Source organism: Pseudomonas sp. NPDC089554 (assembly GCF_050280645.1).
Classification (GTDB): Bacteria; Pseudomonadota; Gammaproteobacteria; order Pseudomonadales; family Pseudomonadaceae; genus Aquipseudomonas.
The window spans coordinates 37,044-49,769 of record NZ_JBNNVR010000031.1 but is presented as its reverse complement, the minus strand read 5'-3'; the positions used below and the strand labels follow the sequence as shown (position 1 = coordinate 49,769).

The 12,726-nt window shown below is 65.4% G+C and carries 12 protein-coding genes; 9 read left to right on the top strand and 3 right to left on the bottom strand.

Annotated elements, in window-relative coordinates; genetic code table 11:
* Positions 1-201: 201 nt before the first annotated feature.
* Complete coding sequence (locus tag ACQKPE_RS12045) at positions 202-600, bottom strand: DoxX family protein (protein ID WP_427666059.1); 399 nt, start codon at positions 598-600, stop codon at positions 202-204.
* 164 nt (positions 601-764) lie between these two features.
* Here ACQKPE_RS12045 and ACQKPE_RS12040 point away from each other — a divergent pair, with 164 nt between their 5' ends.
* On the top strand, positions 765-1,331 hold the full coding sequence (locus tag ACQKPE_RS12040; protein WP_427666058.1) for a TetR/AcrR family transcriptional regulator: 567 nt from the start codon (positions 765-767) through the stop codon (positions 1,329-1,331).
* 3 nt (positions 1,332-1,334) lie between these two features.
* Here the strand turns inward: ACQKPE_RS12040 and glcC are convergent, their stop codons facing one another.
* The gene (gene glcC, locus ACQKPE_RS12035; protein WP_427666057.1) at positions 1,335-2,114 is read right to left on the bottom strand and encodes a transcriptional regulator GlcC; all 780 of its coding nucleotides are present in this window, start codon (positions 2,112-2,114) and stop codon (positions 1,335-1,337) included.
* A 229-nt stretch (positions 2,115-2,343) separates the two neighbouring features.
* Between glcC and glcD the strand changes: the two genes are divergently transcribed.
* Genes glcD through ACQKPE_RS12015 form a run of 4 tightly spaced genes read left to right on the top strand, consistent with a single transcriptional unit; the run spans position 2,344 to position 6,530 of the window.
* Positions 2,344-3,843, top strand: a complete 1,500-nt coding sequence (gene glcD / locus ACQKPE_RS12030) for a glycolate oxidase subunit GlcD (RefSeq protein ID WP_427666063.1) — start codon at positions 2,344-2,346, stop codon at positions 3,841-3,843.
* Positions 3,843-4,895 carry a glycolate oxidase subunit GlcE gene (glcE, locus tag ACQKPE_RS12025; protein ID WP_427666055.1) on the top strand — a complete coding sequence of 351 codons (1,053 nt, stop codon included), beginning with the start codon at positions 3,843-3,845 and terminating at the stop codon, positions 4,893-4,895. The genes glcD and glcE overlap by 1 nt, the downstream gene beginning before the upstream one ends.
* A gap of 9 nt (positions 4,896-4,904) precedes the next feature.
* Positions 4,905-6,122, top strand: a complete 1,218-nt coding sequence (glcF, locus tag ACQKPE_RS12020) for a glycolate oxidase subunit GlcF (RefSeq protein ID WP_427666053.1) — start codon at positions 4,905-4,907, stop codon at positions 6,120-6,122.
* A gap of 9 nt (positions 6,123-6,131) precedes the next feature.
* Positions 6,132-6,530, top strand: coding sequence for a heme-binding protein (locus tag ACQKPE_RS12015; RefSeq protein WP_427666052.1), 399 nt, complete (start codon positions 6,132-6,134; stop codon positions 6,528-6,530).
* Positions 6,531-6,606: 76 nt separating this feature from the next.
* Here ACQKPE_RS12015 and ACQKPE_RS12010 read toward each other — a convergent pair whose 3' ends face one another.
* Positions 6,607-7,155: a GNAT family N-acetyltransferase gene (locus tag ACQKPE_RS12010; protein WP_427666050.1), complete on the bottom strand. Its 549-nt coding sequence runs from the start codon at positions 7,153-7,155 to the stop codon at positions 6,607-6,609.
* Between the two features lie 328 nt (positions 7,156-7,483).
* On the opposite strand from ACQKPE_RS12010, the gene ACQKPE_RS12005 reads away from it, so the two are divergent.
* From ACQKPE_RS12005 to ACQKPE_RS11990, 4 genes are all read left to right on the top strand, one after another.
* Positions 7,484-7,942 carry a (2Fe-2S)-binding protein gene (locus ACQKPE_RS12005; RefSeq protein WP_427666049.1) on the top strand — a complete coding sequence of 153 codons (459 nt, stop codon included), beginning with the start codon at positions 7,484-7,486 and terminating at the stop codon, positions 7,940-7,942.
* Positions 7,942-10,194 carry a molybdopterin cofactor-binding domain-containing protein gene (locus ACQKPE_RS12000; protein WP_427666048.1) on the top strand — a complete coding sequence of 751 codons (2,253 nt, stop codon included), beginning with the start codon at positions 7,942-7,944 and terminating at the stop codon, positions 10,192-10,194. The genes ACQKPE_RS12005 and ACQKPE_RS12000 overlap by 1 nt, the downstream gene beginning before the upstream one ends.
* Before the next feature lie 15 nt (positions 10,195-10,209).
* The gene (locus tag ACQKPE_RS11995; protein WP_427666046.1) at positions 10,210-11,553 is read left to right on the top strand and encodes a c-type cytochrome; all 1,344 of its coding nucleotides are present in this window, start codon (positions 10,210-10,212) and stop codon (positions 11,551-11,553) included.
* Positions 11,554-11,689: 136 nt separating this feature from the next.
* Positions 11,690-12,712, top strand: a complete 1,023-nt coding sequence (locus ACQKPE_RS11990) for an XdhC family protein (protein ID WP_427666045.1) — start codon at positions 11,690-11,692, stop codon at positions 12,710-12,712.
* Positions 12,713-12,726 lie beyond the last annotated feature (14 nt).

Sequence of the window (12,726 nt, the reverse complement as noted above, 5' to 3'; positions counted from 1 at the left end):
ATCTCGCGACTTCGGCTACGCCGAAGGGCGCTGCGCGCCATGGCCCTCCAGACGCCTCCGTTCGGCCTCCTGTAAGTCGCAATTTGTGTCGCCTGGGCTATCGCGCACGAAGATCAAGATCAAAAGCGGTTGCGAGGCGCTGCGCGCTTGCTGAAGCAAGAGCAAGAGCAAGCCTGGCCAGCACCTGGTTCTTGCCAAATATCAAACGGTCAAAGCCGCCGCACACATCAGCCCCCCAATGATCCCCACATGCTCAAGTGCAATCTGAAACTCCTCCATTTTCCTGGGCGCCTCAAGCTTCCAGAACGCATGCCCCAACGGAATGGAGAGCAGCGTGAAAACCCCCAGCGCCCCCGCCCCGAGCCATCCCAGATTCGCGAAGTTGGTAATCAGCAAAGCCGAACCAAAAAGCTCGGTTACCACCATGAGCACGACGATCCATTCAGGTGCGGGCAGCCGATGCACTTTGATGGCCTGCACCATCACCTCGAACTTCAGAAGGCCGAATATCCCCGCCACCCAGAAGAACGAAGTCAATACGATGCGAGCTAGAAGCTCGAATACAGGGCTGAGCAGAAGGTCATGTATCAACGTTGGCATCCTATGGCTGATCCTTTAAGGTGGCTGACGCAACGTATTGCGCAGAGACTGGAAAAGCCTACGGCATAAGGTGCCAAGCACTTACTCGCATTCCAAGGAGCCGTCCCGCCATGCCCTCGAGCCCCTACAGCCCCCGAAAAGCCCCACGGCAAACCCGGGCACACATGACCTACGCCGCCATTTTGCAAAGCGCTACTCAGCTTCTCTCAAGAACCGGGCTGGACGGCTTCAATACCAATGCCATCGCAGAACGCGCAGGCACAAGCATTGGCACGCTCTACCAGTACTTCCCCAACAAGGAAGCGGTGATGCTGGAGCTCATACATCGGCAAAAACGAGACATGCTTGCCAATATCTACGAGGCGATGCGCGACGCCTCCGGACGTACGCTCGACGAAGCGGTGCGCTTGTTGATTCAAGGAAGGGTCAAGCACCTGCGCGGCGACCCTCCCATCGCCTGGGTGATCACTCAACAAGAGCAGTCATTGCCAATTCCACACGTCAGGGCTGACCACCTGGCACAAGGCAGCCAGGTATTCATGCGCGGTTTGAGCTATTGGGGGCCTACCGTGCAAGACGTCGACCCGCTGCAACTATCAAGGACAATTCCTGCGTTGGTGCGCGGTGTCATCGAACACTGGACCGACGGGTCGCAGCGCGGGCTCGATGTAGCGGAGCGCGAAGCCGTGGATTGCGTGCTGGGTTACCTCGATCGTCAACAACGTCGGTAGTTATCAGCTCCACCCCTCCAAGCGCATTGTCGCCCGCACCAAACGCTGCTCCTCCTGCTCGATTTCCCGCAAGTTGTCGCGAATGCTGTGGATGTGCTCGCGCGCCGCCCGCTGCGCCTGCTCGGGCAACTGCTCCATCACCGCGTGATACAAACGCCTGTGCTGGCGGTCGATCTGGCGCATCTGCGCCGGGCGTCCGTACAGGTTGTTCACCGAAGCGAATACCGTGCTCAGGTTCAACTCGCTGAGCGACTGCAAGGTGTGCACCAGCACCGGGTTGTGCGAGGCCTCGCTGATCGCCCGATGAAACGCATGGTCGCGACGGGCATGCTCGCGTGGGTCGTGGGCCTGGAGGTCCTCATGGGCCTCGAGCATTTCCTCGTAGCGTCGCTTGATCATTACCCGGTCGACCTCGGTGGCGCGCAACGCCGCCAGCCTGGCCGACTCGCCTTCGAGCAGCGCGCGTACCTCCAGCAGGTCGTACAGCGTGCGTGGCTGCGAGCTGAACAGATGCATCAGCGGTGTGACGTGGTCGGCACCGCTGAGGTCAGCGACGAACGAACCCCGTCCCTGCTCGGTATCGACGATGCCGCGCCCGCGCAGCACCCGCAAACCTTCGCGCAGTGCCGAACGCGAACAGCCCAGCTTCTCCACCAGGCGTCGCTCCGAAGGCAAGGCCTGGCCCACCTTCAGCACCCCGTCGACGATCAGCTTCTCGATACGCTCGGCCACCTGGTCGGCGACCTGCGGCTTGCCTTGCTTGCCTGAACCGGACACAGCCATTGCCACGCTCCATGAACTGGTAGGACCAGTGGCCGCTCACCCGCCACCTGTTCGCCACTCTATACCCGTCAAGCGCAGTTCCTCTACGCTTCAGGTTCAGCACTGGGCAAAAAGTGGTAGGACCAGTGCATCGCCTCATCGACGTCCAGCGCCAATTACGCGCAATCTGCAAACACCCTGCGGCCCAGAGCACGCGGGTTCCAAGAACAACAAGAAGCGCGTGAGCCTTATGAACATCCTCTACGATGAGCGCGTCGATGGCGTGCTGCCTAACGTCGACAAAGCCGCCCTGCTCCAGGCCCTGCAAGACGCCCTGCCCGACCTGCACGTGCTGCACAGCCAGGAAGACTTGCGCCCCTATGAATGCGATGGGCTTTCGGCCTACCGCGTGGTACCGCTGCTGGTAGTGCTACCCGAGCGCCTGGAGCAGGTACAAACGCTGCTCAAGCTGTGCCACGCCCACCAAGTGCCAGTGGTAGCTCGAGGCGCAGGCACCGGGCTGTCCGGCGGCGCGCTGCCACTGGAAAAAGGCATCCTGCTGGTGATGGCGCGCTTCAATCGCATTCTCGAGGTCAACCCTCAGGGCCGCTTCGCCCGGGTCCAGCCGGGGGTGCGCAACCTGGCCATTTCCCAAGCCGCCGCGCCCTTCGGGCTGTACTACGCCCCCGACCCCTCGTCGCAGATCGCCTGCTCCATCGGCGGCAATGTCGCGGAGAACGCCGGTGGTGTGCATTGCCTGAAATATGGGCTGACCGTGCACAACCTGCTCAAGGTCGAGATCCTCACCGTCGAGGGCGAGTACATGACCCTGGGCAGCGACGCCCTCGACGCCCCCGGCTTCGACCTGCTAGCGCTGTTCACAGGCTCCGAAGGCCTGCTCGGCATCGTCACCGAAGTCACCGTGAAACTGCTGCCCAAGCCCCAGGTGGCGAGGGTGCTGCTGGCCAGCTTCGACAGCGTGGAAAAGGCCGGCGGCGCGGTGGCCGACATCATCGCGGCCGGCATCATTCCCGGCGGGCTGGAGATGATGGACAACCTGTCGATTCGCGCCGCCGAAGACTTCATCCATGCAGGCTACCCCGTGGACGCCGCGGCCATCCTGCTGTGCGAGCTCGACGGCGTGGAAGCCGACGTGCACGACGACTGCGAACGGGTCGAGGCAGTACTGAACGCCGCTGGCGCCACCGAAGTGCGCCTGGCCTGCGACGAGGCCGAGCGCGCGCGTTTCTGGGCCGGGCGCAAGAACGCCTTCCCGGCGGTGGGGCGCATCTCGCCGGACTACTACTGCATGGACGGCACCATCCCGCGCCGGGCGCTGCCCAAGGTGCTCAACGGCATCAGTGAGCTGGCCCGCGAACATGGCCTGCGGGTGGCCAATGTGTTCCATGCCGGCGACGGCAACATGCACCCGCTGATTCTCTTCGACGCCAACCAGCCTGGCGAGCTGGAACGGGCCGAGGCGCTGGGCGGCAAGATCCTTGAGCTGTGCGTGGCGGTCGGCGGCAGCATCACCGGCGAGCACGGCGTGGGCCGCGAGAAGATCAACCAGATGTGCGCCCAGTTCAACAGCGACGAGCTGACGCTGTTTCACGCCGTCAAGCACGCCTTCGACCCGCAAGGTCTGCTCAACCCCGGCAAGAACATTCCCACCCTGCACCGCTGCGCCGAGTTCGGCGCCATGCACGTGCACCACGGCAAGCTGCCCTTCCCCGACCTGGAGCGTTTCTGATGCGACACGATCACGACGCCAGTGCCGCGCTGCTGGAACAGGTCAACCAGGCACTCAACCAACGCACGCCGCTGCGTATCCAGGGCAGCAACAGCAAGGCCATGCTCGGCCGCCCGGCGAGCGGCGAAGTGCTCGACACCCGCAGCCACCGCGGCATCGTCAGCTACGACCCTACCGAGCTGGTGCTGACGGCCCGGGCGGGTACGCCGCTGCGCGAGATCGAAGCGGCGCTGGAGGCCGCCGGGCAGATGCTGCCCTTCGAGCCGCCACACCTGGGCAGCGAGGCCACCCTGGGCGGCATGGTCGCGGCCGGGCTGTCCGGCCCACGCCGTCCATGGGCCGGGTCGGTGCGCGACCATGTGCTCGGCACGCGGGTCATCACCGGCCACGGCAAGCTGCTGCGTTTCGGTGGCGAGGTGATGAAGAACGTCGCAGGCTACGACCTGTCGCGCTTGATGGCGGGCAGCTTCGGCTGCCTTGGCGTGCTCACCGAGGTATCGCTGAAGGTGCTGCCCAAGCCGCGACGCTGCCACAGCCTGCGCCTGGAAATGGGTGTGCACCAGGCCCTGGGCGAGTTGGCCGAATGGGGCCAGCAGCCCATGCCGATCAGCGCCGCCAGCCATGATGGCCAGGCCCTGCACCTGCGACTGGAAGGTGGTGAAGGCTCGGTGGAATCGGCGTTGCAGCGCCTGGGCGGCGAGACGCTGGACGAAGGCTATTGGCAAGCCCTGCGCGAGCAACGCCTGGGGTTCTTCGACGCACCCGAGCCGCTGTGGCGCCTGTCGCTGCCGCACAACTGCCCGCCATTGGAACTGCCCGGGCGTCAGTTGCTGGACTGGGGCGGCGCGCAGCGCTGGCTGAAGTCCGACGCCACGCCTGCGCATGTGCGCCTGAGCGTGGCACGGCTGGGCGGCCACGCCACCTTGTACGAGCCGGACCCCGAGGCCTTCCACCCGCTCAGCGGCCCACTGCTGCGCCACCACCGCAGCCTCAAGCAGCAACTCGACCCGTTGGGCATCTTCAACCCTGGCCGCCTGTACGCCGATGTGTGAGAACCCGCCATGCAAACCAACCTGAGCGAACAGGCCAAGCGCCTGCCACGCGCCGCCGAGGCCGAAAGCATCCTGCGCGCGTGCGTGCACTGCGGTTTCTGCACCGCCACCTGCCCTACCTACCAACTGCTGGGCGATGAGCTGGACGGCCCGCGCGGGCGCATCTACCTGATCAAGCAAGTGCTCGAAGGCCAGCCGGTCACCGCCAAGACCCAGCAGCACCTGGACCGCTGCCTGAGCTGCCGTAACTGCGAAACCACCTGCCCCTCCGGGGTGCAGTACCACAACCTGCTGGACATCGGCCGCGCCGTGGTCGAGCAACAGGTGCCGCGCAGCCTCGGCCAGCGCCTGCTGCGCGAAGGCCTGCGCGCCGTGGTGCCGCGCCCTGCGCTGTTCAAGGCCCTGACCCGAGGCGCCAAGGCCTTGCGCCCGCTGCTGCCCCAAGCCTTGCACGCCAAGCTGCCGCGCCATGAGCATCCGGCCAAACCGCGCCCAACCGCTGTGCATGCGCGCCGCGTGCTGATGCTCGAAGGCTGCGTGCAGCCGTCGCTGTCGCCCAATACCAATGCCGCCGCCGCCCGCGTGCTGGACCGCCTGGGCATCTGCGTAACCCCGGCCCGCGAGGCCGGCTGCTGCGGCGCCGTGGACTATCACCTCGACGCCCAGCACACCGGCCTTGACCGTGCCCGACGCAATATCGACGCCTGGTGGCCCGCCATCGAAGCCGGTGCCGAAGCCATCGTGCAAACCGCCAGCGGCTGCGGCGCCTTCGTGCGCGACTACGGCCACCTGCTCGCAGGCGACCCTGCCTACGCCGCCAAAGCCGCGCGGGTGAGCGCCCTGGCCCGCGACCTGGTCGAAGTGCTGCGCGCCGAACCCTTGGAACAGCTGGGCATTCATGGCGACCGCCGCCTGGCCTTCCACTGCCCGTGCACCCTGCAACATGCGCAAAAGCTCGGCGGCGCCGTGGAAGCCGTACTCGAACGCCTGGGCTTCAGCCTGACCGCCGTGCCCGACAGCCACCTGTGCTGCGGCTCGGCCGGCACCTACTCGCTGACCCAGCCAACGCTGTCGCGCCAGCTGCGCGACAACAAGCTCAATGCCCTGGAAAGCGGCAACCCCGAAGTCATCGTCACCGCCAATATCGGCTGCCAAAGCCACCTCGACAGTGCCGGGCGCACTCCCGTGCGACACTGGATCGAATTGGTCGAACAAGCCCTCGCCTAGGAGAAACCCATGCAACGTAAAGCCGTGCTCGAACATGCAGACGCTACCCGCATCCTCGCCGCCGCCCGCGCCGAGGCGCTGGAAAACCAATGGGCGGTGACCATCGCCGTGGTCGATGATGGCGGCCATCTACTGGCGCTGGAGCGCCTCGATGGCGCGGCGCCCATCAGCGCCTACATCGCCGCCGAAAAAGCTCGCAGCGCGGCGCTGGGGCGGCGGGAAACCAAGGGCTATGAAGACATGGTCAACGGCGGGCGCACGGCATTCGTCAGCGCGCCGCTGCTGACCTCACTGGAAGGCGGCGTGCCGGTGCGGGTGGACGGGCATGTGGTGGCAGCGGTGGGCGTGTCCGGGGTGAAGGCCGAGCAGGATGCCCAGGTGGCGATGGCGGGTATTGCAGCGCTCTGATTTGCATGCCAGGTCAGGTCTGTGGGTGTTGCCTCATCCCCGTCCACGCGGGGATGAGTGCAGTATTCGTGATGGCTCAAGAAGCGTCATGAGGGTTGATCAGCGACCTCAGCGTGTGGTCCTCCCAAACGCCCGCAATTTTCAGGTAGGCCCGCGCATAGCCTTCCTTTTCAAAGCCTAAAGAATCAAGAACTCGCTCGCTGCGTAAGTTGCGTGGCATGTGATTGGCCATGATCCGGTGAAGTTGCAACTGTTCGAAACAGTAACGGTTGGTGACTGCAAGGGACTGCCTCATCAAACCCTGCCCTTGAGCACTTTCTGCCAACGAAAAGCCGAGATTACATGCCTGGAAAATGCCCCTTACCATGTTTGTGTAGTTGCACCGCCCCAGCAACTTCCCACCTTCAGACTCCAGAATGAGGAAAAAAATGGACTGCCCAGCCTCCATGTTTTCAACCTGCTGCGCGACCCTGCCCCTGACACTGTCGCGGCTGAAATAGCCTTCACCTCTAAGAGGCTCCCATGGCGACAGGTGCTGACGGTTGTCGCGTTCATAATCGCCGACAAGCGAAAAATCGTCCTGCCGAAGTAATCGAATAAAGAAACCGTTACCTGAATAATTCATGGGTATCGTCCGAGTCACTCGTGATCAGGTTTTACCAAGGCGTATAGATAAACAGAACCACGACCTGAACCACACTAAAAATGGTAATCCGCACGTTTAATGATCTATCCAAGCGTTTTCCTGATCCAGCGCACCAGCGAACATCACACTTGCATCGCCCTAGCACAATCCACCGAAATGCTTGCCTGATTCTCTGATTCACCTACTCCCCGCATGGGCAAACACCCCCTCCAAGGTCTAGAGTTCTTGCACTAAGGCCGCGGCGCCAGGCGCCTCGCTGCACGGCCAATAACGACAAGCCATCGACCGATGATCAGCGGGTGAGCCCATGGAACTACGCATCAACCAGAAGACCTACCAAGTCGACGCCGACGCCGATACCCCGCTGTTGTGGGTGATCCGCGATGACCTGGGCCTGACCGGCACCAAGTACGGCTGTGGCCTGGCGCAATGCGGCGCCTGTTCGGTGCTGGTTGACGGCAACGTAGTGCGCGCCTGCGTCACCCCAGTGGCCGGGGTGGTGGGCCGCGAGGTCACCACCATCGAGGCGGTCGAGGCGGACCCGGTGGGCAAGCGCGTGGTCGCGGCCTGGGTCGAGCACCAGGTGGCCCAGTGCGGCTACTGCCAGTCGGGCCAGGTGATGGCCGCCACGGCGCTGCTCAAGCACACGCCCAAGCCAAGCGATGAGCAGATCAGCGCGGCGATGGTCAACCTGTGCCGCTGCGGCACCTACAACGCCATCCATGCCGCCGTGCACGACCTGGCCGGCCAGCAGGAGAACGCCTGATGAAGCTGCATAGCGAGGCCTTCGAGGCCGTGATGAAGCTGCCTGAGGGCGAAACCGTCAACCTGTCGCGCCGACGCTTCCTCACCGGCACCGCCATCGGCGCGCTGGTGCTGGGCTTCGGCCTGCCGCTGGGTTCGACCCGGGTGCAGGCGGCTGCGGCGGCCAGCACTGTCGAGCGTGGTACCCAGGTGCCGGCGTTCCTGGCGATCCAGCCCGACAACCGGGTGCGCCTGCTGTGCCCGTTCATCGAAGGTGGCCAGGGTACCTTCACCGCCATGGCACAGATCGTCGGCGAAGAACTCGACGCCGACCCCGCATCCTTCCTGGTCGAATGCGCACCGCCGGGCGATGCCTATTACGTGATGGAAAACGGCCTGCGTATCACCGGCGGCAGTATGTCGATACGCATGAGCTACCCGACCATGCGCCGCCTCGGTGCGCTGGCCCGCGCCATGTTGCTGCAGGCCGGTGCCGAAGCGCTGAAGGTTCCGGTGGGCGAACTCACCACCGAGCCTGGCAAGGTGGTACACGCCGCCTCCGGCCGTTCGCTGCCCTATGGCGAGCTGGCTGAGCGCGCTCTCGACCTGCCGGTACCGGACCCAGCCAGCGTGCAACTGCGCGACCCCAGCCAGTTCCGCTGGATCGGCAAGCCGGTCAAGCGCCTGGATGCCTACGACAAATCCACCGGCAAGGCGGTGTTCAGCATCGACCTCAAGGTCGACGATATGCTCCACGCCGCCGTGCAACACGCCCCGCGCCTGGGCATGACCGTAGGCGCGCTGCGCAACGAAGCGCAGGTCAAGGCCATGAAGGGCGTGCACTCGGTGCACCAGTTGCCCGGCGCCGTGGCCGTGGTGGCCGAACGCTGGTGGCACGCCAAGCGCGCGGTCGAGGCGATCCAGGTCGACTGGCAGGAAGCGGCCAGCGACTCGGCGTTGCGGGTGATGCCTGCCGATTTCTCCAGCGACGGATGGCGCGACCACCTGGCCGCACAGACCGGCCCGGCCCGCGACGACGAGAACCATGGCAACCTGGCCGATGCGCTGGCAGGCGCCAAGACCCAGGTCGAGGCCACTTACCACAACCAGTACCTCAACCACGCGCAGCTAGAGCCGCCCTCCTCCCTGGCGCGCTTCAACCCCGACGGCTCGCTCGAGGTGTGGATCCCCAACCAGGCCCCTGAGATGTACGTAGCCGACATCGCCAAGCGCACCGGCCTGAAACCCGAGCAGATCACCCTGCATTCGCCGCTGCTCGGCGGCTTCTTCGGCCGGCACTTCCTCTACGACTCGGCCAACCCCTATCCCCAGGCCATCGCCCTGGCCAAGGCGGTGGGTAGGCCGGTCAAGATGATCTGGACTCGCGAGGAGGAATTCCTGCGTGACGCCCTGCGCCCGGTGGCGCTGGTGAAGTTCCGCGCCGGGCTGGACGACAAGGGCCTGCCGGTGGCGATCGAGGCGGTCAGCGCCACCGAAGGCCCCACCGAGGCCCTGGCCGGCAAGCAGGGCGAGAAGATCGACCCTACCGCCATGGAAGGGCTGGCGGGCAAGGCGTATGCAATCGCCAACAAACGTATCGCACAGATCTACGTCAAAGGCCCGGTGATGCTGGGTTACTGGCGCTCGGTGGGCAACTCGCTGAACGATTTCTTCTATGAAGCCTTCCTCGACGAGTTGGCCGACAAGGGCGGGCACGACCCGTTCGAGCTGCGCCTGCACCTGCTGCGCGACAACGCGCGCCTGACCACCTTGCTGCAAGCGGTGGGCGAGTTGTCCGGCGGCTGGAAGCGCGGCCCGTTCACTGCCGAGGACGGCAGCAAGCGTGCCCGGGGCGTGGCCATGGCCTCGCCGTTCGGCACGGAAACGGCAGTGATTGCCGAGGTGTCGATCGAGAACGGCCAGGTCAAGGTGCACGATATCTGGCAGGCCATCGACCCCGGCAGCATCGTCAACCCGGCGATCGTCCAGGCGCAGGTCAGTGGTGCAGTGGCGCTGGGGTTGTCGCAAACCCTGGTGGAGGAAACGGTGTACGTGAACGGCCAGCCGAAAGCGCGCAACTACGACCTCTACCCGATCCTGCCGCCGGCGCGCATGGCGCGGGTGCATGTGAAGGTGGTGGAAAGCGGCGCGAAGATGGGCGGCATTGGCGAACCTCCGTTGCCTGCCGTGGCACCTGCCGTGGCCAATGCGGTCGCGCAGTTGACCGGCCAACGCGTGCGTAGCCTGCCCATGAGCCGCCATACCTTCAGCTGACCAGGGATACGCTTGATGAACAACAGCCGAGTGCTAAACACCTTGGGCTGGCTGGCCCTGCCGTGCCTGGTCGCGGCAGGCTTGCTGGCCTGGTACGTCACCCGCGAGCCTGCCTCGCCCCTGGCGCAGGAACCGCCTAGCGCCGATGCGGCGATGGTGGCGCGCGGCGAATACGTTGCGCGCCTGAGCGACTGCGTGGCCTGCCACAGCCTGCCCGGCAAGGCGCCATTCGCCGGCGGGCTGGAGATGGCCACGCCCTTGGGCGCGATCCATGCCACCAACATCACCCCGGACCGCGAGACCGGCATCGGCACCTACAGCCTGGCCGACTTCGACCGCGCCGTGCGCCATGGCGTGGCCCCCGGCGGGCGGCGCCTGTACCCGGCCATGCCCTATCCGTCCTATGCCAAGCTCAGCGACGACGATGTGCGCGCGCTGTACGCCTTCTTCATGAACGGCGTGCAACCGGCCAACCAGGCGAATATCCCCAGCGATATTCCCTGGCCGATGAACATGCGTTGGCCAATCGCGCTGTGGAATGGCCTGTTCGCAGCGGATACGCCCTATGCCGCCAAGCCTGGCGAGGATGCAGCGTGGAACCGTGGCGCCTACATCGTCCAGGGCCCGGGCCACTGCGGCAGCTGTCACACCCCACGGGGCCTGGCGTTCAACGAGAAGGCCCTGGACGAGGACGACAAAGCCTTCCTGGCCGGCGCCCTGCTCGACGGCTGGTATGCGCCAAGCCTGCGCCAGGACCCGAACACCGGCCTTGCACGCTGGAGCGAAGCGGACATCGTGCAGTTCCTCAAGGTCGGGCGTAACAAGCATGCGGTGGTGTATGGCTCGATGACCGAGGCGTTCAACAACTCCACGCAGTTCATGAGCGACGACGACCTCGGCGCCATCGCCCGCTACCTGAAGTCGCTGCCCGGCGACCCGGCGCGCGACGGTACGCCATGGCAGTACCAGGCGGTGTCGGCCGCGGAAAAACTGGACGTGCCCGGTGCCCATACCTACGTCACCCAGTGCGCCTCGTGCCATGGCCTGGACGGCAAGGGCCAGGCCGAATGGATCCCGCCGCTGGCGGGCGCGACCTCGATGTTGGCCAAGGAGGATGCCTCGGCGATCAACATCACCCTGAACGGCTCGCAGCGTATCGTCGCCGCCGGGGTGCCGGACGCCTACCGCATGCCGGCACTGCGCGAGCAGCTGTCGGACCAGCAGATCGCTGAAGTACTGAGTTTCGCCCGTGCGGCCTGGGGTAACCATGGCGGCGCGGTGGATGCCAAGGCCGTGGCCAAGTTGCGCGAGCATACCGATCCGGCCAGCAGCAGCCCGATCATTCTGCATATGCGATAGTGAATGTAAGGGCCTCTTCGCGGCGGTCCGTCGCCACGGCAAGCCCCGCTCCTACAAGGACCATATTGAACCCTGTAGGAGCGGGCTTGCCCGCGAAGCGGCCCTTATAGCTCCCCAATAATCCCAAGGAGCCCCCATGGAAAGTATCGACCTGTTGGTCCTGCGCACCGCCCGTGACTGGCTCCAGGAAGGTCACCGGGTGCTGCTCGCCACTGTGGCACGCACCTGGGGTTCGTCCCCCCGTCCGGTCGGCTCGATGATGGCCCTACGCAACGATGGCCGCGTGGTCGGCAGCGTGTCCGGCGGTTGCATCGAGGACGACCTGATCCACCGCTACACCACCGCCTATGGTGGCCCTGGCCTGCCGCAAAGCCTGCCGCAGCAGGTGCGCTATGGCGTCACCGCCGACGAGGCGCACCGCTTCGGCCTGCCCTGCGGCGGCACCCTGGAGCTGGTGCTGGAATTCGACCCCGACTGGCCATTGCTCAGCCAACTGCTCACCCAGCTCGACCAAGGCCAACTGGTACGCCGCCAGCTCGACCTCGCCAGCGGCCAGGCCAGCCTCGCCGCTACCGACACCCCGGAGCAGTTCGCCCTCGACCCGCTGCACATGCTCAACACCCTGGGCCCCGGCTACCGCCTGCTGCTGATCGGTGCCGGCGCCCTGGCTGAATACCTGGCCACCATGGCGCTGTTCAATGGTTTTCGCGTGGCGGTCTGCGACCCCCGCCCGGAGTACATCGACGGCTGGAACGTGCCCGGCGTGGAGCGCCTGGTCGGCATGCCGGACGACGTGGTGCGCGCCTTCACCCCCGACCTGCGCACCTGCATCGTCGCCGTCAGCCACGACCCCAAGCTCGACGACCTGGCCCTGCTCGAAGCCTTGCACAGCCCAGCTTTCTATATCGGCGCCATCGGCTCACGGCGCAACAGCCAGCAGCGTCGTGCGCGGCTGATCGAGCATTTCGGGGAAACCGAGGCGACCCTTGCACGCTTGCATGGGCCGATCGGGATCTATATCGGCAGCAAGACCCCGGCGGAAATCGCTGTGAGCGTGATGGCCGAGATTCTTGCAGCGAAGAACGACGTGACCCTGCCGGGGGCAGTCGATGTGTCGAAGGCCAAGGGTGAGCGGGAGCAGGCGATGCTGGAGGGTTGAGCCTGGCCCGCCCG

Bases quoted from the DNA above. Each gene is read 5' to 3' on its own strand.
- ACQKPE_RS12015 (WP_427666052.1), top strand. From the start codon at position 6,132: ATGCAACGTAAAGCCGTGCTCGAACATGCAGACGCTACCCGCATCCTC.
- ACQKPE_RS11990 (WP_427666045.1), top strand. From the start codon at position 11,690: ATGGAAAGTATCGACCTGTTGGTCCTGCGCACCGCCCGTGACTGGCTC.
- ACQKPE_RS11995 (WP_427666046.1), top strand. From the start codon at position 10,210: ATGAACAACAGCCGAGTGCTAAACACCTTGGGCTGGCTGGCCCTGCCG.
- ACQKPE_RS12045 (WP_427666059.1), bottom strand. From the start codon at position 600: ATGCCAACGTTGATACATGACCTTCTGCTCAGCCCTGTATTCGAGCTT.
- ACQKPE_RS12040 (WP_427666058.1), top strand. From the start codon at position 765: ATGACCTACGCCGCCATTTTGCAAAGCGCTACTCAGCTTCTCTCAAGA.
- glcE (WP_427666055.1), top strand. From the start codon at position 3,843: ATGCGACACGATCACGACGCCAGTGCCGCGCTGCTGGAACAGGTCAAC.
- ACQKPE_RS12005 (WP_427666049.1), top strand. From the start codon at position 7,484: ATGGAACTACGCATCAACCAGAAGACCTACCAAGTCGACGCCGACGCC.
- glcD (WP_427666063.1), top strand. From the start codon at position 2,344: ATGAACATCCTCTACGATGAGCGCGTCGATGGCGTGCTGCCTAACGTC.
- ACQKPE_RS12000 (WP_427666048.1), top strand. From the start codon at position 7,942: ATGAAGCTGCATAGCGAGGCCTTCGAGGCCGTGATGAAGCTGCCTGAG.
- glcF (WP_427666053.1), top strand. From the start codon at position 4,905: ATGCAAACCAACCTGAGCGAACAGGCCAAGCGCCTGCCACGCGCCGCC.
- ACQKPE_RS12010 (WP_427666050.1), bottom strand. From the start codon at position 7,155: ATGAATTATTCAGGTAACGGTTTCTTTATTCGATTACTTCGGCAGGAC.
- glcC (WP_427666057.1), bottom strand. From the start codon at position 2,114: ATGGCTGTGTCCGGTTCAGGCAAGCAAGGCAAGCCGCAGGTCGCCGAC.